15 protein-coding genes are annotated in these 22,267 nt (G+C 45.9%); 4 read left to right on the top strand and 11 right to left on the bottom strand.

Annotated elements, in window-relative coordinates:
* Positions 1-23 precede the first annotated feature (23 nt).
* Positions 24-191, bottom strand: a complete 168-nt coding sequence (locus BMZ72_RS36635) for a hypothetical protein (RefSeq protein ID WP_177222903.1) — start codon at positions 189-191, stop codon at positions 24-26.
* Between the two features lie 183 nt (positions 192-374).
* Positions 375-1,418 carry a helix-turn-helix domain-containing protein gene (locus tag BMZ72_RS22960; protein WP_089812037.1) on the bottom strand — a complete coding sequence of 348 codons (1,044 nt, stop codon included), beginning with the start codon at positions 1,416-1,418 and terminating at the stop codon, positions 375-377.
* Between the two features lie 122 nt (positions 1,419-1,540).
* On the opposite strand from BMZ72_RS22960, the gene BMZ72_RS22955 reads away from it, so the two are divergent.
* On the top strand, positions 1,541-3,181 hold the full coding sequence (locus BMZ72_RS22955) for a M28 family metallopeptidase (protein WP_089812036.1): 1,641 nt from the start codon (positions 1,541-1,543) through the stop codon (positions 3,179-3,181).
* A gap of 114 nt (positions 3,182-3,295) precedes the next feature.
* Entirely contained in the window at positions 3,296-5,761 is a 2,466-nt protein-coding gene (locus BMZ72_RS22950) for a tetratricopeptide repeat-containing sensor histidine kinase (RefSeq protein WP_089812035.1), read from the top strand.
* Positions 5,762-5,763: 2 nt separating this feature from the next.
* Here BMZ72_RS22950 and BMZ72_RS22945 read toward each other — a convergent pair whose 3' ends face one another.
* Genes BMZ72_RS22945 through BMZ72_RS22935 form a run of 3 tightly spaced genes read right to left on the bottom strand, consistent with a single transcriptional unit; the run spans position 5,764 to position 9,276 of the window.
* Complete coding sequence (locus BMZ72_RS22945; protein ID WP_089812034.1) at positions 5,764-6,630, bottom strand: caspase family protein; 867 nt, start codon at positions 6,628-6,630, stop codon at positions 5,764-5,766.
* An 11-nt stretch (positions 6,631-6,641) separates the two neighbouring features.
* On the bottom strand, positions 6,642-8,195 hold the full coding sequence (locus BMZ72_RS22940) for a hypothetical protein (protein WP_089812033.1): 1,554 nt from the start codon (positions 8,193-8,195) through the stop codon (positions 6,642-6,644).
* On the bottom strand, positions 8,185-9,276 hold the full coding sequence (locus tag BMZ72_RS22935; RefSeq protein ID WP_089812032.1) for a caspase family protein: 1,092 nt from the start codon (positions 9,274-9,276) through the stop codon (positions 8,185-8,187). Before BMZ72_RS22935 ends, BMZ72_RS22940 begins: the two co-directional genes overlap by 11 nt.
* Positions 9,277-9,534: 258 nt before the next feature.
* On the opposite strand from BMZ72_RS22935, the gene BMZ72_RS22930 reads away from it, so the two are divergent.
* Positions 9,535-10,596 carry a DNA topoisomerase subunit B gene (locus tag BMZ72_RS22930; RefSeq protein ID WP_143087754.1) on the top strand — a complete coding sequence of 354 codons (1,062 nt, stop codon included), beginning with the start codon at positions 9,535-9,537 and terminating at the stop codon, positions 10,594-10,596.
* A gap of 129 nt (positions 10,597-10,725) precedes the next feature.
* On the opposite strand, the gene BMZ72_RS22925 is transcribed toward BMZ72_RS22930, so the two are convergent.
* From BMZ72_RS22925 to dnaA, 6 genes are all read right to left on the bottom strand, one after another.
* Positions 10,726-12,558, bottom strand: a complete 1,833-nt coding sequence (locus BMZ72_RS22925) for an alkaline phosphatase (protein ID WP_089812030.1) — start codon at positions 12,556-12,558, stop codon at positions 10,726-10,728.
* A gap of 142 nt (positions 12,559-12,700) precedes the next feature.
* Positions 12,701-14,215, bottom strand: a complete 1,515-nt coding sequence (locus BMZ72_RS22920; RefSeq protein ID WP_089812029.1) for a RagB/SusD family nutrient uptake outer membrane protein — start codon at positions 14,213-14,215, stop codon at positions 12,701-12,703.
* 22 nt (positions 14,216-14,237) lie between these two features.
* Entirely contained in the window at positions 14,238-17,630 is a 3,393-nt protein-coding gene (locus BMZ72_RS22915) for a SusC/RagA family TonB-linked outer membrane protein (RefSeq protein ID WP_089812028.1), read from the bottom strand.
* Between the two features lie 239 nt (positions 17,631-17,869).
* Positions 17,870-18,826 carry a FecR family protein gene (locus BMZ72_RS22910; RefSeq protein WP_089812027.1) on the bottom strand — a complete coding sequence of 319 codons (957 nt, stop codon included), beginning with the start codon at positions 18,824-18,826 and terminating at the stop codon, positions 17,870-17,872.
* A 276-nt stretch (positions 18,827-19,102) separates the two neighbouring features.
* Complete coding sequence (locus BMZ72_RS22905) at positions 19,103-19,639, bottom strand: RNA polymerase sigma factor (protein ID WP_089812026.1); 537 nt, start codon at positions 19,637-19,639, stop codon at positions 19,103-19,105.
* A gap of 137 nt (positions 19,640-19,776) precedes the next feature.
* Complete coding sequence (dnaA, locus tag BMZ72_RS22900; protein ID WP_012787686.1) at positions 19,777-21,210, bottom strand: chromosomal replication initiator protein DnaA; 1,434 nt, start codon at positions 21,208-21,210, stop codon at positions 19,777-19,779.
* 602 nt (positions 21,211-21,812) lie between these two features.
* Here dnaA and BMZ72_RS22895 point away from each other — a divergent pair.
* Complete coding sequence (locus tag BMZ72_RS22895) at positions 21,813-22,196, top strand: DUF3127 domain-containing protein (RefSeq protein WP_089812025.1); 384 nt, start codon at positions 21,813-21,815, stop codon at positions 22,194-22,196.
* Positions 22,197-22,267: the final 71 nt, after the last annotated feature.

Below are 22,267 nucleotides of genomic sequence, written 5' to 3'. Positions count from 1 at the left end.
CACAAGGGAAAGCGCTCCGGATACTACCGGGGCGCTTTTCTGTTGCGGGTGTACTTATTGGGGTTAGATTCGGAGCTGGCTGGTTTGGGATGAACAGGTATCAAATGATCTTTTGCGGCAGTGGCAATTATTTTCCTGACAATCTTTTTGTCAATCAGTTCCAGGTGATGTGTAAGTAATGCGGGGTCCATGATCGTAAGGATTAAGGTGATGGGGCGTTTGTACGATACAAATGTAGTCCCGTAGCGAGGCCTCAGACAATGGGAAATAAGCGGTTTTGGGAGAGGGGGATTTTCCCGTAGGAGCACGATATGAAATGGAAAAAGCCTTTTACGTACTACGTAAAAGGCTTTTTCCATAAAAAATTACGGTACTCAGGATACCCCCGCAAATACTTCCAGTTGCCTTTTCAGCGCTTCTTCCGGTATGCCGGTCAGTGCCTCCGCTTTCTGGGCAGGAATGACTTCTTCCGCCATCAGTCTGCGGACCATTCTGTCGAAACGGCCGGTCTTTTCCTGTCCGGTGTAACAGCCCAGGCCCGCTTCGTCTTTGTTTTCCGTGATCATGCGGAAGAATGCCCCTGTCTCTTTACGATCAATGATGTCTTTGAAGATGGCATGCCTCATGATCACCTGCATGGGAAGACCATACTGCTCCTTGATGCAGATCAGTTCTCCAGGCGCAATAGCCGTCCTTTTAGCGCCAAGCAGCGATTCCAGTGTGTCGCCCGGAAGCAGCATCGCGGCCGCAAAGGTCTGGCAGATCCTGTCCTTGTCAGCAGTCGCAGGAACAGTCAGCAACAGCTGACCTAATTCATACAATGCATGGTAACGCTTGATGTCAGCCAGCCGGTCCTGATGTAGTACGATCAGCGGTACCTTGTCAATCCATGCGCCCAGGGCGTCGAATGTAACAGGTGCATCTACTTCAATAACGCGGATGGACTTTTCTTCCAGCATCCCCGTAATGTTGTGAATGGGGCCTCTGCCCAGGTCCCATTTGTCCAGTAGCCTGACAGCAATTGCAGCCGCTGCTGTCTCATCCGCTACCGGAAAGGTCTTGAGTGGATTGTTGAATCTAACCGGCATGTTGAGCAGGGATTCTGCCTGCAGATAACGTTCCAGTACGCCTTTTACCTTCTCCTTAATACTGTCGATCTGTTTAGATGGTACGTTCCCTTTACGCGGAAATTCAAAATCCGGCAGTCTGAATGCCGGTTGTCCTTCAAAGTAACCTGGTTTTACCCCCAATGCCGCTGATAACAACAATAAGATCTTACGGGAGGGATGCATTACATCAGCTTCATATTTGCTCAGCGCCTGTTTGGTAATGGAATTGGCGGTCTGGTTGGCCAGGTCCTGCAGGGACCAGCCTTTAATTTTACGTGCGGCTTTTAATCGTTCTCCGAAATATTGCATACAGTTTAGATTTAGGGAGGGGTGTGTGGTCGGCAAACATATAATTATTTACGCAAAGAGAGAACATCAGCGGGTAGGACCTTTCATGAATTTAATATCTTTAGAGGAAATACAACTTGCTCATGAAAGACCTGCGTTCTCTTTTACTCCTGGCTACGCTGGCCGCCGCCTGTAATACAGGCACAAAGCAGGCGGGCCGGGAAGACGACTCAACCGCCATTAAAGCCATTGACTCCGCCGGTCTGGTACGTGACATTTCCGTACTGGCCTCCGACGAATTTCAGGGTCGTAAACCCTTTACCATCGGCGAAGAGAAGACCCTCGCCTATCTGGAAAAACGATTTAAGGAAATTGGTCTGGAACCGGGTAACGGTACCAGTTACCTGCAGGATGTCCCCATGGTGGAAATCCAGTCTAACCCGGATGGTGATCTCCGGCTCAAGGGGAAAAACGGCGACCTGAAACTGTCCTACCTGGATCAGTACGTAGCCGGCACCAAGCGTGTACAGGACCAGGTATCTATTAATAACTCCGAAATGATCTTTGCCGGGTTCGGTATCGTCGCTCCGGAATATAACTGGAATGACTATGCGGGGCTCGATGTAAAAGGTAAGACCGTTGTGGTAATGGTGAATGATCCGGGCTTCTATGACAGTACCCTGTTCAAAGGAAAGACCCGCACCATGACCTATTATGGCCGCTGGACCTACAAATTTGAAGAAGCTGCCCGTCAGGGTGCCGCCGGTATCCTCATTATTCATGATGTGTTACCCGCCAGTTATGGCTGGACTGTCGTACGTAGTGGCTGGTCAAAACCCAAACTGGATCTGCAAACGGCTGATAATAATATGAGTCGCGCCGCTATCGAAGGATGGCTCACCCAGGAATCTGCAAAGAAACTGTTCCAGCTGGCAGGCGTATCTGATACAATTATCAATCAGGCAAAACGCCCTGGATTCAAGCCGGTATCCTTAGGTGTCACCGCTTCCCTGACCCTGCATAACAAGACGCGTAAATCAGTCTCTCACAATGTGGCCGCCCTGCTGCCGGGTACCGACCGGAAGAATGAATACATCATTTATTCCGCTCACTGGGATCACCTGGGTGTAGGCGAAGCCGTAAAAGGTGATACGATCTACAACGGTGCACTTGATAATGCTTCCGGTGTATCAGCCCTGCTGCAACTGGCCTCCGCTTTCAAAAAGCTGCAGCATCCGCCTAAACGGTCTGTATTATTCCTGGCTTTGACCGGCGAAGAACAGGGGCTGCTGGGATCAGAATATTATGCGACACATCCCATCTTCCCGATCAAATCCACCGTTGCTGATATCAACATGGATGTACTGAACTTCTTTGGTCGCACAAAAGATATTACCATTATCGGAAAGGGACAGTCTGACCTGGATGACTATGCCGCAAAAGCAGCTGAAAAACAAGGTCGGTTCCTCATACCTGAAGCCAACCCTTCCGGTGGATGGTTCTTCCGCTCTGACCACTTCAATTTCGCCAAAGTGGGTATCCCTGCATTGTATCCGGGTAGCGGTAATCAGTCGCTGAACCATGACTCTACCTGGGCGCCGGATCATGCCGCCATGTATGGCCGTGATCATTATCACTCTCCGTTCGATCAGCTGGATCCCAGTTGGGAGTTATCTGGTATGGTGGAAGATGTACGCTTCCTCTTTGATGTGGGTGTAACCTTATCCAATGAGGATAAGTTCCCGCAATGGAAAGAAGGCTCAGAATTCAAAGCGAAGAGATAACCTGATTATAAATGATTGATGATCCGGAAGTCCTGGTTGACAGGGCTTCCGGATTTTTATTTACAGTAGGAAGATCAAAAAATCTTAATCATCTTTGTAAGGTAATCAACCAAAATGAGCATTGCCAGGAGTATTATCTGCCTGTTTTTCCCCTTACTGTTATGTTTGAATGCAGGAGCGCAGCCACGACTCAAAAAAGAAATATCTATTCAGGAACGTTGGGCGCTGATCAATAGTGCAGCACAGGACAGTAATCTGGTCGATCTGATGATCGAGCAGGGACAACATTATGTCTGGATGCCGGAGAAGCTGCGGGTTCAACTGGATACTGCACTTCTGTTGTCCAGTAGGGCAAAGGAACTGGCACAGCGTATTCATTATCAGAACGGGTATATGGAAGCCCGTTTGCTGGGGGTAAAGGCTTTACTGGAAGGACGACAACTTACGCAAGTGGTGGACTTGATCCGCATTTCAACTGATAAAGTGTTTGTTGTACATGCGCAAATGCTGGTGGGCATCAGCTACCTGGAACGGCCTTACAGTAATAAAGCAGATATGGATACTGCCGGTATCTGGTTCCGGCAGGCATTTTATGAGAGCCGGAAGATCGGATACATAAAGGGTAGACGTGAGAGCACCCGCCTGTTGGGAAGACATTACTTCGAATCACATAATATCAGGGCCGGTAAAGAAATGTACCTGGGTATTATCAATGAATTACATACTGAACATAATTACCTGGACGAAGCTGATTGGTGGATCGATCTGGGGTATCGTATCCCGGATCATGACAGCACCTTTACTGAAAAGGCGGAATACATGACCAACGCCCTGCTGATCTATATCCGCCTGAGGGATATTCCCCGGCAGATATGGGTATGGGGCGCCAGGGCTGAAGTGTATCGTCGTCAGGGTAAATTACAGCTGGCAGAAGCGGGTTTGCTGAAGGTCCTGGAGATGGAAAGAGCACAGGGAGATAAGTACCTTCCGCGCAACTACATCCAGTTAATGGATATCAGCCTGTTCAGAAGTAATCTGAACAAAGCCCTGGGCTACGGACTGGCCTGTGTGCAGGCGATCGATGAATCCGGAGACAGCTCCATGGCAGGCATGACCTATGAGAAAATAGGATCGATATACAGTCAACTGAACGATCCTACCCGGAGCATTGAATGGTACCGGAAAGCACTGACAGTCTATGAACGTAATTTTGATAAAGGACCGGTATCCAGGATCAACTATTTCCTGACCAAAGAACTGATCAAACTGGGAAAGACGGCCGAAGCATTGGCTATGCTGCATCGTACCATGAAGTATTTCCCGCCGGTACATAGTCTCAACAAGGAGCTGGTGGCAGGTGCGTTTGCTGCCTGTTATACAGAGATGGGGCAATACAGGAAAGCGGAGCAATATTATCATCAAATGCTGTATTGGGAAAGCCGTACCCGTCTGGGTAATGAGATCTCCGCCATCACCTATTATTCCGTTGGAAAGTTCTACCTCGAACGAAAACAATACCAGCAGGCTGCTATCTATCTGGATACAGCTTTATCCATTACACCCGGCCGTACGCCGGTGACAATGGTGAAGGATATGCACCTGATGTTGTTTCAGGCAGACTCCATCCTCAACAGAAATGCATCCGCAATCCATCACCTGCGTGCCTACCAGCTGTTAAGCGACTCTATCTACAGTGCCACACACGTGAAAGAGCTGGAAGAAATACAGGTGAAATATGAAACCAGTCAGAAAGAGAAAGACATCGCAGCCTTGCGTCAGCAAAGCCGGATGCAACAGAAGCAGATCAAACAATCCAACCTGTTGAAACGTGTCACGTTCGGTAGTATTATTCTGCTGGTGTTATTGTTATTACTAAGTGTGAACCGGTATCGTTTAAAGCAGCGGAGTATCCAGGCCCTGGCGATCAAACAAAAAGAGATTACAGATAAAAACAGCTCCCTGCAAAGATTAGTGGAAGAAAAGGAATGGCTGGTCAAAGAGGTACATCACCGGGTAAAGAATAACCTGCAGATCGTTATGAGTCTGCTGAATACACAATCCAATTTCCTGGAAAGCGAGGCAGCACTGGCCGCTATTAAAGACAGCGCCCATCGTATGCAGTCTATCTCACTGATCCATCAGAAACTATATCAGTCTGAATACCTCAGTCTTGTCAGCATGCCCTCTTATATCCACGAACTGGTACACTACCTCGAAGACAGCTATCGGGGAGTTGTCCGTATCTTTTTCGATCTGCATGTTGCACCGGTAGAGATGGATGTCTCGCAGGCGGTGCCTATGGGCCTGATCCTGAGTGAAGTGGTCACAAATGCCATTAAATACGCCTTTCCAAATGGGAAAGCAGGTAGTATTTCCATCTCGCTGGATTATATCGGTGATGCAAAGCTATTGCTGGTTATTGCGGATAATGGAAAAGGACTTCCTGCTGACGTCAACTTCGCAGAAGGAAAATCCCTGGGTATAAGACTGATACAGACATTTGCCGCGCAACTGGATGGTCAGCTGGAGATTGAAAGTAAGAATGGTCTGACAGTCCGCCTTACCTTCCATCAGCAGTAATCCTATTCCGCTTTTACATCCGCATTTGATGCAATAGAGAACGGTGCCTGTGATAGAAATTCGTAGGTTTTATTACCATAATGAAACAGGTTGGGATGCTGTTCGGCGGAAAACCCTCTTTTAATAGCAGAGAATAGCTCGTTATAGCTATTTACAGGCTCATTAAGGACCTTTTGCAGCTTAGCAGTAAACTTACCATTCCCCCAGACTTCCATCGCTAATTCGTCGTCCTGACAGGCGCCAAATTGAACAACGTATGCTTTGATGTCTTCCGGTCGCGTATTGAGGGGCGCCTGTATACTGTCATATTCCGCTTTATGAGCGTTATACGTACGTATCAATGTGCCCAGGGGCGCGAATCTGGCCCGGGTGTAAGTCGCGGGATCTACAGGCGCATTATTATTCACAGGAGCAGTGTTTTTGGCAACAGATCCCGAGTGACAGCTGTCCGAAAAAAGAAGAATGCGTACCCCCTCTTTGAACTGACCGAAACAGGCAAATAGTTCGTCGTCTATCAGTTGCCGGTCATACAGGCACCAGGTTTCATCAAAGCCATCCATTTCGCCGAAGTTGTTCGTCTCGTCTTTATTGGTATCTGCCAATACGCCGCCATGACCGGAATAGGTCATCAGAAAGATATCGCCTGCTGCTAATTGTCCGGCAGCTGTTTGCAGGTGTTGCAATACGTTTACAGCCGTCGCTTCTTTTGTCAGTAAAGAGTAGATCTGCCGGAAACCGGCTTTTTCGGCGATGGACCGGTATACAGCCGCATCATTCTCACAGGCGAATAATTCGCCGTTCCAGCCTTCATAACTGCCGGGATTAACGGCATTAAGTCCGATATGTAGTGCGTAGCTCTGTGGTGTCATGGGGAGATGTATTACTGGATGTTTTTCAGTTTGTTGATATTGCGGAGTGTGAATTGTTCCGGCTTACTTTCTGCATCTTTGATGCTTTCAGAAAAATCGAGAATATGCTGTACTGTTTTGCGGACCACATTCGGAGGAATCTGTAAACGGGTAGCCAGGTCATTGACATCCAGTTCGTGATCCAGTTTGTCGATGTAATACAGCAGCGTACTGACCGTCTGCGATTGTAATAATCGCTCGCCGATTTCCTCCGGTGATTTTTCATTACCGATGATCTTTTCTACTACACTAAAAATACTGGCTGCAGATTCACTTTGTGATGTTGTCATGGATTCCAGGATCGGTGCAGGAAGTGGCGCCGGCTGATAGGACGTCCAGACCATATCGTTGTATAGTTTGTCGGTAATGTCTTCCAGCAGACTATCATCCACAATAACATCCGGTGCTTTGATAGAAGCTCTGATAATCGCCCGGATACCAGCGAGGAACATACAGGGTGCATTCAAAGAGATCGGTGGTATCGGTTCGTGATAGTACTGGGCGGCCATGATCTGTAAGGCTTTTACATCTGGTGTATCCTGACCCAGCAGGATGGGGATATCTTCTGTAACATTCCGGAATAATGCTTCATTATCCTGTTCCGGACTACTGAAATAGACATAAGCGGCTAGTAAGCCTTTCATGGGAGACGTCCATTGCCCCTGTTCAAATTCGAGTAGTACTTTCTCCGGCAGGATATACACACCGTTATGGAACTTATGCCGCAGACCATCAATGCGATAGTTACCTTCATCGTTATTCACAAAGCCCTGTTTGCGTGGTGCAATGAAGATACTCATTGACGGAAAGATCGGCCCGTAACCAAACGTGAGAAAGACCTGCGTCTGCCAGTATTCATCAGACGAACCTTTTTGCTTACTGCTGCTTTTAAATACCTGGATGGGTATTTCCCGCGCGGGCAGATCCTGATCTTCCGCAACGCCTGTCCTGCATTGATGGCCGGTGTAATGGAGGTAGTAAGTGCCTTCCGGTAATACCGCATGAAAAGCCAGCCATCCAGCGTCTGTATCTTCTTTGATGTTATTCCCTTCCAGTTTATAAATGACATTCCGGCCAGCATCGAGTAGGGAGAATCCCTGTCCGGGAGATTGCTGTTCGTTATTCAGTTCTCTCCTTTTCTCCACATCCGTATACCGGAAAAAGAGAAAGATCGACCCTCCTTCCTCTGGTGCATTTTCCACAGTAGGTTCAAGGCTGTATTTATGTGCATTGATTGCATAATATTCGTGGGAGGACTTGAAGTTATCCGCCACCAGCGAGGCATATACAGGAGGTGTAGGTATCTGGAAATCCATATCCTGCGTCAGGCGTACGTGTTCTTTGATGATATTCCCATCCAGTTTAAGCGTGATGCTGTATAAGCCAGGTTTCAGCTCCAGCTCCAGTTGCTCATATCCTCTGGCGATATCTTCCAGAAAGCCGTTGTATACCGTGAGATGTGCAAAATCTGACATTACGCCAACGGCGGAGACGGTCAGTCTGTAAGTGGGCGTCTCAGAAGTCATAATTCATGGTTTTAAGTGTACCATCTATGGTGATGAATGCGGAAGACCGGGTCGTTTTATTGGTGATCTGGTGGTATCCTTTGCCAAGTGGTACCAGCCAGGAATCGCCTGCCTGTACAGCGCCTGATTTGATGTTATTCAGGTCCGGTCCGTCCAGTGTAATATCTCCTGCGGATTTGAATGAGATCGTTAGCACAGTGCCAGGTACTCTGCCGGTTCGGTGGAACACATAGTTCAGTCCGTTTTTGTTGTTCCTGATATCGGAGCGCACTGTTTGTGTCTGGTTGCGTTCCTGTGCATATGACTCTGTCTTTTCACGGACGTAATCAATAAAACTGGTGATCGTGATATCGCCGTTGTTATTGACGGCGCCACCATTCAATGCTTCCATCAATGCACGGGAGAAATAGCCATGTACCTGCAGATTGCCATTGTTGTTCATCATACCCTCCCAGGCAGGATTTTCGTATTCTGAGGCATATAACACAACCGCCATGGTATTGGCGCCACCGGGGCGTTCACCACCCAGCATAGAATGCAATGGTTTGGTGTTGATCTTCCTGTCACGACAACAGTCGAGAAAGAAATATACTTCCTGGAACAGGTCCTGCTCTACCAGTAAATCCAGATAAGCTTTGGAAGAGAGGGCTGCGTTGTAGAAACTGGGTGACCAGATTGGCAGACACATACCATTTACCTCCCAGTTAGACCCAAAGCCATGACCGGAGAAGTAAAAATACAGCCGGCGTGCAGGTTTGGCTGTCGCCATCTGGATGATGTCAGATAATGCCTTGTCAATGGCCAGCTGGTCAGGCGTATTGCTGCCCGCAGCAGATGGAATGAAGAATACGTGTTTGGGATGCATATTGCCGCCATCGGCTTTGATCAGCCAGTTTCTCAGCCGGCAGGCGTCTGTAACGGGGGCATCCAGTGGTGCAAGACTTATATAGTGACTGACGCCCACGATAACAGCGTAGTCTTCTTCATTGACAGGTAGTCCTTTGGACAGATTCTCATTGATGGCCTCTTCACACAGGGCTGTAGCAGGAGGTGTTTCGGATATTGCGGTCACGGGGTCCATGAGGTTACTGATTTTACTGTTAGAATAATGTTTGCAGCGTATGGGAGGAATAGCTGGTTTTTGGGGTGTTGTATCTGCTTATAAAATTACGCTACTCGCAGAATGTTAACAAGTTTTATTGACATATTATAATGGGTTATGTATTGACAAATAATTTAAACTAATGACAGGGTGAGGGAATTCCCGTAACTCCCCTGTAGCAGCAAACTGGTGGTGTGAAATGATTGCATTACTTTGCAGAACGTAAAGCAGAAAAATATGAATGGACGGCCCTCTCTTCCTGTTATTGAATCGATCCGTAACCGACCGGTGATGTACCTGGGTTCGGTAAACAGCTATGGTATCAGACGCCTGATGAAAATGCTGATCACCGATTATCTTGAAGATGTAACAGGGTTATCCACCATAGAGATCACGTTCAATCCCGATAGCTTTGTGAGTGTGGTTATTTCAGGTGCGCCGGTTGATGAGCTATTACATGAGGTCGCCTTTTTGCAGGAAATATCCTCCGGTAAGAATTTCAAAATTGCATTACTCATAGCGATCGCCCGTTTTGTATTGGTGCGTGTGGTTGTAGATGGAGAAATACATTCCGTGACCTCTCACGCTGGCATATACGAAATGGAAACGCATCCTGCTGATGGGGCGCCGAATGGCATTAAAGTGGACTTCCAGCTGGAAGAAAACATCTTCAGAAATAACCAGGTGGCCTATATTCCCATGAATATCATGCTGCAACAGCTGGCCTATCTGAACGCCGGACTGAAAATAATCAGTGTGGATAACCGGGGAGAATTGCAGCGCAATGTGTTTTATTTCAGAACGGGCATCTCCGAACTGTTTAATGACCTGCTCGATAAACACGACTATGGCAGTATGAATGCCTGGTTACCCATAGAACTGAAAACAGCTATCAACGGTTATATCTTACATGTTATTCTGAGATATCATCATATCTATACGGTTCATCCTGCACCATATATTCGTTCCTTCGCCAACAATGAAAGTACCAAAGGGCATGGCTCACTGGTGGATGGGGTGTTAAAAGGGCTGGAAGATGCCTTTCTGGAAGTAGGTGAAAAAGAAGGCGTAGAGCTGAAAGTCAATAAAAAGCGGATCGGGAAAATGCTTGTGCTGTTTGCTGCAGTAAAGGGAGAACCGCTGACTTATGCAGGACGTAGTAAGGATAAACTGGACATGCCGGCCCTGAAAAAAGATGTGCGGAAATTTGTGAAAAGAGGGGTGTTGAAGTACCTGGAAGGAAATCCGGGAGACAGGAGAAGAGTGTTGGAGAAGTTTATGAAAAAAGAAGATAAATAGGGTCTTTTGTTAGTCAGACTATACTCATCTTACGTTAGTGCTTCGTTTTTATCGAAAGATGAGCGTAAGATGAGTATAGTCAGATGATATGTAAGAGAACTATCAGCTAGTTACAACTTCTTCCTGGTATTACTGCAGCAGTGCAATGATCTTTGCAAAGATCTCCGTATTCTCATATACCCCTCTGAAATCCAGTGAGTGAGGACCATAGGCAAATACAGGCACCATTACCGCACTATGATCATTGGTACTGAAATGACCGTCTACATAACCCTTAGAGATATTACCATCCAGTAGAGATAAGCCACCTGTTTCGTGGTCTGCTGTTACAATCACCAGTGTATGACCATCTTCATCTGCAAATTTCATAGCAGCGCCAATTGCTTTATCAAAGTCCATCATTTCAGTGGCTACGTAAGGCACAATGTTCGCATGACCACCATAATCGATCTGTGCGCCTTCGGCCATAATAAAGAAGCCCTTGTTTTGTTTACGCAGGGAAGCGATGGATTTTTCCAGTGACTGTGTCAGGAATTCCCCTCTTCCGGTCAGCATGGAGCGTTCTGCGCGACTGTCCAGGACCAGGTATTTATCAGACTGGATATTGTTCAGTTCATCGAGATTGGTACTGAAGGTATAACCTTTGTCCTGCAACAATTTAGGCAGGTCTTTACCATCCTTACGCTGATTGAAGTGTTTTGCACCACCACCGATCATAATGCTTACCGGACTGGTAAGGAAATTAGCAGCGATAGAATCTTCCATACTTCTTTCAGGAACATGTCCGTAGAAGGCGGCTGGAGTAGCATCTGTGATATCGCCGGCACTGATGAGGGCACTGTTATATCCTTTTGGTGCGATGATATCAGGAATAGCAGGGATGCGGACAGCGGTAGCGTCTACACCTACGTAACGATTATTGGTCTTTTTGCCACTCGCCATTGCAGTACCACCTGCTGCCGAGTCAGTGATGTAGCTGTCAGAAGAGTAGGTTTTAGAGAAACCGATATTCTTCATCTGCAGCAGATTCAGCTGACCATGGTTAGCGGTGAAACCTGCATAGATCTGCGCAAGGCCCATACCGTCGCCTATCAGGAGAATAACATTGGTCACTTTGCCCATGCTGTCGTTGTTCACATAACGGGCATTGTACAGTGTATGAGGAGCGGCTGTGCCGTTGTATTCAAGATTTTGTCTGTTGCTCAGGAAGGTGGCCATATCTTCCACGAGGTCGGTACCGAGATAATCGGCGCCCATATTCATCTGGGTTTTCCAGGTATTCACATTATCAGCCATGCCCCAGAAACGCACTTTTTTACCAGCCTGGTGTACGCTATCGACCCATTGCTGAATTTTTGCTCTTTCTTCTTTTACGATCACTCCTTTACCATTCCAGTTGGTAAATTGTTTGATGTCTACACTGTACATCGGAATGCGTTTTTCCTGTGCAGCGGTGTAGGTGAATCCACGTTTTCCGTCGAAATGAATATAGTCAGGATATTGTGCCCATAGTGCCAGTTCTGGTTGGTCGCCACTGATGGTAACTACTACAGTCGGATTCTTTGTGATATCCGGATAACGGTCCAGGATCTTTATGAGTGCTTTTATAGTAGGTACGCCGGTGGTCTTGAAATCGATCATCAGCTGTAAAGTATCCTTACTGTCTTTATAAGCAGTACCGCCATTCTTTTTGATCTGCTCCCGCAAAGGGTTCAGGTACAGTTTTTCCAGTGTACGTTCCGGACGGATCGCTTCTTCGGTATGGGCGGTGAACAGCTGGCCGTTACGTTCAAAAACATCTGCTTCTATTGAGCCGTAATGACGGAAATAGGCCGTCAGGAACGGAATAGGATGTTCATAGTCATTATGCGAATGTGCATTGATCGATGCATAGTTGCGGGTCTGCGCGCCGGCTGTCATCGCGGCGAGCAGAGAGAGAGAAAGAAATGAGGATCTAAGCATTACTGTATTTCAATATATTATAAAAAGCAAATTACGAATTACAGATTACGTTTTCTGCATTCACCGGTAATTTTAGCTACCGGTGGATCATGATCCGTAGTCCGCAATTCGTAATTCATGTATTCTTTAAGTCGTCAGGAGATTATTCCCAGCCGCCATTCTGTTTTACTACTCCACCGCTACTGGTTACTTCACTTCTTGGCACAGGCCATACGTTGTGGATAGCAGGATTGAAAGTACGTGCAGGCCAGATCTCAGCACCACCAACACCGTGTAATGGTTTAGCGTATGCGGCCTGTGCATCTCCCCAGCGTACCAGGTCGTAGTGACGGTTAGCCCATTCGCCTGCCAGTTCTGAACGACGTTGTTTTTTCAGTTCGGCCATAGTAGCGCCGGTGACGTCTTTCAGACCAGCACGATGTCTGATCATGTTGATCTCTTTATCTGCGTTCTTGCCTTGTGCCAGTTCAGCTTCCGCTTTGATCAGCAGTATTTCTGCGTAACGCAGCAGTGGCAGGTTCAGATCAGTGGTAGGATGGTCGCCGTTAGGGCTCAGGTGCTGACCTGCAGGATAAGAGAATGGTTCCATGTATTTACGGAACTGGTAGCCAGATAAACTGTTGGTAGAAGAATAGGTGATATCTTCTCCATAGAACTTAACATGGTCACCTGGTTTCAGGATCGTTGCTTCTCTTCTGATATCGCCTTCTTCGTAAGAATCATACAGTTCTTTGGTTGGCATATAATATCCCCAGCCATTGTATTTACCCCAGCCTTTGTTCTCCAGCATTACGCCTGGCAGGATACTACCCCAGCCGCCCGGGCCCTGTGAATTGGAGTATACTGACCAGATATATTCGCTGCTCCAGTTGTTAGCGATGGTGAATACATCCGCAAAGTTGTCCAGCAGTTTGTGTTTACCACTCAAAATTACAGAGTCAGCATATCTTTCTGCATTTGCATAGTCCTTTTTGTACAGGAACATTTTGCTCAGGAAAGCGAAAGCTGCTGTTTTATGCGGACGGCCATATATATCAGAAGAATAGGTATCAAAATAAGGCAGGAGCGCAGCCGCCTGTTTCAGTTCCTGTTCAACATAGTCATATACCATGTTTACGTTAGCGGAACGGGGAATGGGTTTGTCACCAGTCAGACTGTCACGTTTTACGATAGGTACACCGGCACGGGCATCACCGTAAGTATATGCCAGTTCGTAGTACATCAGACCGCTGAGGAAGTATGCTTCACCCAGGATACGGTTTTTCAGTTTGGCGTCCATTGGGATAGAAGGTACGTGCATGATCACATCGTTCGCACGTTTGATCACGATATATCTCATCTTCCATTGTCCTTCTGTATAAGAACCACCGATAAAGTTGCTGTTAAAGTTCTTGATGTTATCGCCTTCTGCTTTTACACGACCAGTCACCATATCATCGCTGGCATTGATAAACCACCAGTAGCCACGGCCATAGAAGTTTTCATCGTCAAACAGGTTGTACATCGCGTTAGCGCCGGAGATAGCATCGCCTTCTGTCTGCCAGAAGTTACCGGAGGTAGGCGCACCTTCCGGTGTAATATCCAGCTTTTTGTTACAAGCCGCCAGCAGGGAAATACCTGCGAGGGAGAGGGTGATATTTTTTATGAGTTGCTTCATTGTAATCGTCAGTTTGTGTTGATTAGAAATTAACGTTCAGACCAATCAGAACATTTTTAGCCTGTGGGTAACGGCCTTTATCGATACCTAATTCGTCCATACCTACTTCCGGATCGTATCCTTTGTATTTAGTGATGGTGAACAGGTTAGTTGCTGTTAAGTACAGTCTTACAGCACCTATGTGTGCACGGTTAGTCAGCAGTGCAGGCAGTGTATAACCCAGGGTGATGTTTTTGATACGCAGGTAAGAACCGTTTTCGATATACCAGTCTGAGGTGTTACCGTAGTTACCGTTTTTATCAGTAGAGATGATACGGGTTACATCTGTGTTGGTATGAGTTGGCGTCCATGCATCCAGGATGCCGGTCAGCATGTTGTAGTTAGTACCGATGCTGGCGTTCATGTTAGTGTATTTCAGTGCGTTGAACAGTTTGTTACCCTGTACGCCCTGTGCGAATACGTTCACATCGAATCCTTTATAGGCAGCATTCAGACTAAAACCATAAGAGAAAGAAGGGAATGGACTTCCTACGATCTCTCTGTCGTTGTTGTTGATGGTACCGTTACCGTCTCTGTCGATGAATTTACGGTCGCCTGGTTTTGCATTTGGCTGGATCAGCTGACCATCTTTGTTTTTATAGTTGTCAACTTCTGCCTGTGTCTGGAAGATACCAGCAGTCTTGATCACATTATACGCATAGATCTGATTGCCTACACGGGTTACGATCGGGTTCAGCGTACTACGTACGTTGATGTTGGAAGAAGAGACTACTTCGTTTCTGCCATCTTCCAGTTCCAGCAGTTTGTTGTTCACTTTGGTCAATGTAGCACCGATACCATAAGTGAATTCTTTACCTGCACGACCGTTATAGTTGATACCGAGTTCGATACCATTATCACGGGCTTTACCCATGTTCTTGTACATACCGGTGCTAACACCTGCAGTACTTGGCGGGTCTACCTGGAGGATCATGTTCTCGGTAGTTTTGATGAAGTAGTCAGCAGTAACGGACAGGCTATTTTTGAAGAAAGCGAGGTCAGTACCGAAGTTGATCTGACGGGAATCAGCCCATGTCAGGTTTGGGTTAGACAGCGCGTCTTCAGCCAGACCGGTTGTCAGCGTACCATTCGCGCCGGTATAGATATTTACTGATTTCAGGTTGATGTTGATCGCGTTAGCAGGTAAGCTACCCAGGTTACCCAGTACACCATAGCTTGCACGCAGTTTCGCGAAGCTCAGTACGGAGCTTTGAGGAATGAAATCTTCCTGTGTCAGTACCCAACCACCAGATACGGAGTAGTAGTTCTGGTAACGGTTCTGCGGAGCTACGAGGGAGCTACCATCGCGACGACCGAGTACGGTGAACAGGTATTTGCCTTTGTAGTCATAGTTCACACGACCCAGGAATGATTCTACAGCTGTCTGTGATCTGCCGCTGGATGGTTTTGCCCATGTGCCGGCGTTATCGAAGTAACGGTATACATCTCTTTCATCGCCGAAGTTGCTGGCAGATACAAAAAGGTAGGTGTAATCGTCGTGCTGATAAGTATAACCAGCTACTGCGTTAACGTTGTGTACGCCGTTGAAAGTTTTGGTGTAGGTAAGCGTCTGTTCAGCCAGCAGGTTAGTACCATTGTTTACTGATTCAGAGAGTCCGTTGCTGGTGTTGATCTTACCGATTTCCAGTGCACGCGTAGAGAATGATTTCTGATCAGTCAGTGATCTTGTGAAAGCGAAGTTGGAACGGAACACGAGATCTTTGGTGAAATAGATCTCAGCGTATGGGTTGATATTGATGTTGGTAGTTGGCGTTTTGTTATCCATTCTTTCAAGGATCGCAACCGGGTTGGCCAGGTCACCATAAGAACCAGCATAATCAACAGGCATACCACTGAATGCACCGGTAGGGGTACGTGGTGCGATATGACGAGGGTAACCCAGTGCCGTGAAGATCGCACCAGTATAAGGGCTGGTGGTATTTGCACCGTTACCGTTGGTATAGGTGAAGGAGAGATTCTCACCTACTTTCAGCCATGGTTTTACCATTGCATCGGAGTTCATACGGAAAGTATAACGCTCAGCCTGTGTATTCAGCAGGATACCTTCGTTACGACGGTAACCGAAGCCCATGTAATATCTGCCTTTATCGGTACCACCCTTTACGTTTACGTTATAATCGTTGATCTTACCGGTACGGAAGATCTCGTCCTGCCAGTCAGTACGGGTGATCTGACCATCAGGATATTTAGTAGCGTTGAATGCGTCAGCCAGTGGCGTACCAGCAGCAGCATAAGCGATGTTTTCTACATCAGCGAATTGTTTTGCTGTCAGCACATCCAGTTTTTTGGCAGCATACTGCCAGCCCATCTTCGCATCGAGGGTTACGCTTGCAGCACCTTCTTTACCTTTTTTAGTGGTAATGAGGATCACACCACCAGAAGCTCTTGCGCCATAGATAGCGGCAGCCGCATCTTTCAGTACGTTGATGGATTCGATATCATTCGGGTTGATCGGACCACCAGTGTAGATGGAACCATCTACGATTGTCAGTGCAGATTCACCGTTGATACCACCCATACCACGGATGTATACTTTTGGGGAAGAGGTTGGATCACCACCATTGTTCTGAACGGTTACGCCCGGCGCTTTACCCTGTAGAGCTTCGTTTGCATCACCGAGGGAACGTGAGTTCAGTTTATCCAGCTGTACGTCAGCAATAGCGCCGGATACGGTGCTTTTACGCTGCGTACCGTAACCTACTACTACCAGCTGGTTCAGGTTAAGGCTGTTTTCAACCAGCACGATCTGAAAGCTGTGCTGACTACCAACAATGATCTCCTGTGTTTTAAAACCGATCATGCTTACAACCAGTACGACGTTGTTTACTGGTTGCGCAACCGACAGTTTAAACTGACCAGCAGCATCTGTACCGGTACCGTTGTTCGTTCCTTTTACCATGACAGTAGCACCGATCAATGGACCGTTCTTATCAGATACGGAACCGATCAGGGTTACTTTTTCCTGCGCCTGCATAGTAGTAATGCTGATAGCCGGAGCAGCAGCGCTGTCATAGATCAATACGGTATTATATTTTTCTTCGAATTTCAGAGAGGACTGACTTAACAGATCCTGCAGGATACTGATAACAGATTTTTTCTGATAAGTTTCTGCGTGTACCTGCATTTTCCGGAGAGCAGCTTCGTCATAAGCGAGGCTGATCTGAGCGGTTGATTCCAGTTGTTTCAGGGCAGCGGAGAGGCTACCTTGTTTCACCTGGAAACGTTGGAGTATTTTCTGTAATGCCTGAGAACCTGTTGGCAGGGCAAAGGCGGTAGATGCCAGCACGAGCATCGACAGTCCCGTGAGGAATACTGAGCGAAGTCGTGAAGAGAAATGTAGTTTGTCTTTTTGCATATATGTCTGTATTAAGGTAAAGGCAATAGCATGTCAGGTCCTTTTTAAAAGGACGGCCTATAGAGGAATTAAGAATTAGCAATTAAAAATTAAGAATTGGTTAGTCTGACGAGTGGACGATGCCTTTGTTATGATTCCTAAGAATGTATGATTTAAATTTTCTTTCGGCATCTTCAGCAATCATTTTCAATTGTTGATGCTAATCGGGAATACAATTCTTAATACTTAATTTTTAATTCTTAATTGATTATAAGTTGTTTGTCTTGCATTGTAAATTGAATTTTTGGTCTGTAACTGATTTTCTCCACAATGTCCAGGACTTCCTGCAAGGTCATTGTAGCAGGGATGTGTAAATTGTAATTGCCCTGGTCTGTATTCAATGCTGTGGTGGCTGTAATGCCGTATTGGTTTTTTATGGTCAGTAATAACTCCTGCAAGGTTGCGTTGCGCAGAATGATCTCTCCTTTTGTCCACGCGAGGAGATCTGTTGCTGCGATACTGTCTTTTTCAATTGATCGTTCACGGAATGTAAGTCGTTGCGATGGTCCCAGGACTGCAGTGGCAAAGCCTTTTTGTTCTACCTGTACTTTACCGGTAGCGACTGCTATCCGTGAGATGTGCATGCTTTTGCTGGCTTCTACCGTGAAGGAGGTACCGAGTACAGTAGTGCGGACACCGCTGTTATCTTCTACGCTGAATGGACGTGTATCTTTAACGACGTCGAAGAAGGCTTTTCCTTCTCTTATTTTTACGGGTCTTGCGTCAGCAGGAAAATGCGCAGGATATTCGATGGTGCTGTAAGGACCTACTACAGCAACTGATTGATCCGGTAATACGATTTTCTGTAATTGTCCACTGTTATTTTTCACTGTCTGCCATGCCAGGCCCGCGGGCGCTAAGCGATGGTTACGATTAAAGAACCTTTGTACGAAGTATCCGGAGATAACAAGGGGGACTATTACGGCGGCTACTCTGGCGATGCGCAATCCTATACGACGGTAGCGGTTGACAGTCTTCGGCCATATCTGCTCCTGCATGTTCATTTTGATCGTTTGCATTTCATCAGCAGATAATGCCGGCAGGGTGTCTTCAGCATCCAGTGCATCCAGCCATTTGTACAGCAGGGCTTCTTCTTCGGGAGAGCAGGCCCCTTGCCGGAATTTTTCAAGTAATAATAATAATGTCCCTTTGTCCAAACTGTTCTGTGGTTTGATAGTAAGACACGGGTTATGAATGGAATAACTATCGGGAAAGTTGGCTTAACAATTTGGTAACGTTGGGAAGTAGTTAAGCTTCAGCGATTAAGCTGTTTGTGATGTGATAGTGTGCGGGTGTAAAACTAATATAGGAAGGAAAAATGTGTGGTGAAAGATAGCGTGATAACTATACTAATAACCAATCGTATAGCGATCATATCATCAACAATTGATTGAAGTGTATGTGATAAGGATAACTAATTAGTTGTCGGGTCGTTAACCGACGATCGCTTTTAAGCGTTGCATGGCTGTACTGATCTGGTTTCTTATTGTTTGTGGAGAGGTGCCCAGTTTACAGGCGATCTCGGCAACGGAGAGATCTTCTATGCGGTGCAGATAGAAGACGTCTTTCATTTTGCCTGGGAGGCGGTTGATGGATTGTAATAACTGTTGTTCTGTTTCTTTGAGGTGTAACGGTTCTGCGGAAGAAGGGGAATTGGTATCGATGACCTGTGTGAAGAGATCTACGTGTTTCTGATAGACATGTTCATCACGGAGGGCATTGAGCAATCTGTTTTTAAGTGCGCTGCGCAGATATGGCAGGATGGCAGTAACATCGGGAAGGCTGTCACGTTTCTCCCAGATATGTATAAAGAGACTTTGTACGCTATCCTGGGCCAGAGAGTGGTCGATGGTGATACGACTGGCATAGGTGAACAGGGGCTCCCAGCATTCTTCGAATAGCTGGCGGAAGGCGGTTTCATCGCCTTTCCTGATAGCACTCCATAAAGTGTGTTGACCTTCTTGTGGCATATTGTACAGTGGCACAAAGTTATTAGTTGTTATGAACTGCTGTATCTGCCGTGAATTATGAAATTGTTAAGCAGCGGGAAATAAAAAGTCCCGGGTGAGTTACCCGGGACAAAGAGCTTGATTGTATAGGGGGCATCTTACATGGCTGCCAGCTGAACTTTCTGTTGCAGTTCAATGACATTATCGCGAAATGCGTTATCTGTATCCATCAGGTCTTTTACAGTCTGGCAGGAGTGGATCACGGTAGTGTGGTCACGTCCGCCAAAATGTTCGCCGATAGTTTTCAGTGAATTCTTGGTAAAAGATTTCGCCAGGTACATGGTGATTTGTCTGGCCTGTACAATTTCACGTTTACGTGTTTTCTGCAGCAGCTTATCATAAGGTACATCGAAGTATTCGCATACCATTTTCTGGATGCTTTCGATGGTGATTTCCTTTGATGAAGTTTTGACAAAAGATTTCAGTACACGTTTCGCCAGTTCCAGGTCAATTTCTTTTCTGTTAAGAGAAGATTGAGCGAGGAGAGAGATCAAAGCGCCTTCCAGTTCACGTACGTTGCTCTGAATATTATAGGCAACATATTTTACTACTTCTTTTGGCATTTCCAGACCATCGTTACGCATTTTCATCTCAAGGATTTCCATACGTGTTTCGAAGTCCGGCATTTGCATGTCGGCACTGAGTCCCCAGCGGAAACGGCTCAGTAATCTTTCCTGCAAACCATCGAGGTCTTTAGGTGGTTTATCTGAAGTTAAGATCAGTTGCTTACCGGATTGATGCAGGTGGTTGAAGATAGCAAAGAATGCATCCTGAGTTTTTTCTGCACGCGCAAAAAATTGTATATCATCTACGATCAATACATCAATTAACTGATAGAAGTGAATAAAGTCATTGATGATACTATTCTTCGAGTGATCGATGAACTGATTGATGAATTTTTCTGCGCTCACATATAACACCGCTTTATTCGGATGTATACGTTTAACCTCATTACCGATCGCTTGTGCAAGGTGTGTTTTACCAAGACCTACAGCGCCATATATTACCAGTGGGTTAAAGGAAGTTCCTCCTGGTTTTTCAGACACAGTTTTACCTGCCCTGCGAGCTACGCGGTTGCAATCACCTTCTATATAAGATTCGAACGTGTAGTGAGGATTCAGCTGTGAATCGATTTGTACGCGTTTGATTCCTGGTATTACAAACGGATTCTTTACAGGATTCTGTATAGTTAACGGAAAATCTACTTCGCTGTCCTTCTTACTTTTGGTAAACTGCCCTGGCATGTTTACGGTTTTTGGATGCTGATGAGGTGTGCCGTTTTCCACTACAATACGATACTCAAGCCTTGCGTCTTTTCCTAGTTCGCGTTTGATTGTCTTACCCAATAGTCCCACATAATGTTCTTCAAGGTATTCGTAAAAGAATTGGCTTGGTACCTGAATGGTTAAAACATTGTTTTCAAGTTGGATGGGTTTAATCGGTTCGAACCAGGTTTTAAATGGTTGCCATTCCACAATATCCCTAATTATATTAAGACACCTTTCCCAAACTTGTTCGCAAGTTTTATTCATTGAGCTAATGTAAATTAATGTTGTTCTTAAATTAAGGATTGTTCTCGAATTGTAAATCTAACCAACGTGGGGGGTTGATAGATTTTCAGACAGGACGACGAATATCAGTAGAAAATGTTGAAAAAAAAAATTTATCTCCCCTTGTTTTTATTTCACTGATAACAGTTTGTCGCCTGTTTTTTTTTGCTGTTTTTATTCTATTTTAAGCGCTTGTTTTTTTGCTTTTATAATATGATAAAAGCCAGTACTGCACTGCTTTGATAGACAGGCTTTTCCTGTTGACATTAACTTGTTTGTCATAGATATGTGTACTAACTGATAAAATACTATTGTACGTAAATTCAAGCGCTCTTTAAATCACCTTTTGTGATTGCTTTCTGATCTTCCGGAATGTTGATAATTTCATCGCGGGGGTGCAAAACTATGTTAGTAATTGCATTTAAAAAAATGTCCTTTAGGTTAGCAAATACCATGCAAAATTATTATATACGCGCCCGTGCGTTGACGTGCCCCTGTTTATAACTGCCTGTTTTAAATTTTATTGTATCGGATTGCTGCTAAAAAACCTATCTTTGGCCCTCTGAACAGCTAAAAATTTTTATATGAGTTTTGAAATAACCGGAAAACTGATTGTGAAATACAATACGATGCAGCGTAGCGAAACCTTTAAAACCAGGGAGTTCGTTATCGAAAAATCCGATGATATCAATGGCCGCGTTATAAATAACTACATCAAGTTCCAGGCAGTACAGGACAGAACTGCAATTGTAGATCGCTTCAACGAGGGTGAAACAGTGAAGGTATACTTCAATATCAAAGGTACACGTTGGGAAAAAGACGGCAGAGTGAACTACATTACAAATCTGGACGCATGGCGCATGGAATCTGTTGTTGCTGGCGGTCCTACGACTGATGCAATGCCAAATTACAACGCTTCTCAGGAGATTTCTTCCGGTGGCGGTCAGGCAGACGATTTACCATTCTAATTGCTCTGAGAATAACAACTCATTAACAAAATAACTGAGAACGGATACCTGAAATACGGGTATCCGTTTTC

This window comes from Chitinophaga sp. YR627, assembly GCF_900114995.1.
In the GTDB taxonomy this organism is placed as follows: domain Bacteria; phylum Bacteroidota; class Bacteroidia; order Chitinophagales; family Chitinophagaceae; genus Chitinophaga.
This window is presented reverse-complemented; position numbering and strand designations above follow the sequence as displayed.

Coding starts and splice junctions, on each gene's coding strand:
- BMZ72_RS36635 (WP_177222903.1), bottom strand. CDS start 191: ATGGACCCCGCATTACTTACACATCACCTGGAACTGATTGACAAAAAG.
- BMZ72_RS22960 (WP_089812037.1), bottom strand. CDS start 1,418: ATGCAATATTTCGGAGAACGATTAAAAGCCGCACGTAAAATTAAAGGC.
- BMZ72_RS22955 (WP_089812036.1), top strand. CDS start 1,541: ATGAAAGACCTGCGTTCTCTTTTACTCCTGGCTACGCTGGCCGCCGCC.
- BMZ72_RS22950 (WP_089812035.1), top strand. CDS start 3,296: ATGAGCATTGCCAGGAGTATTATCTGCCTGTTTTTCCCCTTACTGTTA.
- BMZ72_RS22945 (WP_089812034.1), bottom strand. CDS start 6,630: ATGACACCACAGAGCTACGCACTACATATCGGACTTAATGCCGTTAAT.
- BMZ72_RS22940 (WP_089812033.1), bottom strand. CDS start 8,195: ATGACTTCTGAGACGCCCACTTACAGACTGACCGTCTCCGCCGTTGGC.
- BMZ72_RS22935 (WP_089812032.1), bottom strand. CDS start 9,276: ATGGACCCCGTGACCGCAATATCCGAAACACCTCCTGCTACAGCCCTG.
- BMZ72_RS22930 (WP_143087754.1), top strand. CDS start 9,535: ATGAATGGACGGCCCTCTCTTCCTGTTATTGAATCGATCCGTAACCGA.
- BMZ72_RS22925 (WP_089812030.1), bottom strand. CDS start 12,558: ATGCTTAGATCCTCATTTCTTTCTCTCTCTCTGCTCGCCGCGATGACA.
- BMZ72_RS22920 (WP_089812029.1), bottom strand. CDS start 14,215: ATGAAGCAACTCATAAAAAATATCACCCTCTCCCTCGCAGGTATTTCC.
- BMZ72_RS22915 (WP_089812028.1), bottom strand. CDS start 17,630: ATGCAAAAAGACAAACTACATTTCTCTTCACGACTTCGCTCAGTATTC.
- BMZ72_RS22905 (WP_089812026.1), bottom strand. CDS start 19,639: ATGCCACAAGAAGGTCAACACACTTTATGGAGTGCTATCAGGAAAGGC.
- dnaA (WP_012787686.1), bottom strand. CDS start 21,210: ATGAATAAAACTTGCGAACAAGTTTGGGAAAGGTGTCTTAATATAATT.
- BMZ72_RS22895 (WP_089812025.1), top strand. CDS start 21,813: ATGAGTTTTGAAATAACCGGAAAACTGATTGTGAAATACAATACGATG.